Genomic DNA, 251 nt, shown 5'->3' with positions numbered 1-251 from the left:
GATCATACCGATCCCGGGGCCGGATATCGTTTCGGCAAAGCGGCGGTCATCCAGCGCCAGCAGATTGGTGCCGTCAAATTCGATGGCGTCGGCGGTAAAATCCCCGCTGCGGGGCAACAGCCGCATCAGCGACAGCGCCGTCATCGACTTGCCCGATCCGCTTTCGCCAACGATGCCCAGAGACCGGCCCTTTTGCAGCGTGATTGTCGTGTCGCGGACCGCACTCAGGGTGCCATGCGGCAGTTTGATAC

1 protein-coding gene is annotated in these 251 nt (G+C 62.2%); it reads right to left on the bottom strand.

Annotation, left to right across the window (positions count from 1 at the left end; genetic code table 11):
* The coding region (locus Q4528_RS15020; RefSeq protein WP_368506734.1) for an ATP-binding cassette domain-containing protein at positions 1-251 on the bottom strand (251 nt) is incomplete at both ends.

This window comes from Staphylococcus pasteuri (assembly GCF_030547725.1).
GTDB classification, from domain to species: Bacteria; Bacillota; Bacilli; order Staphylococcales; family Staphylococcaceae; genus Staphylococcus; species Staphylococcus pasteuri.
This window is presented reverse-complemented; position numbering and strand designations above follow the sequence as displayed.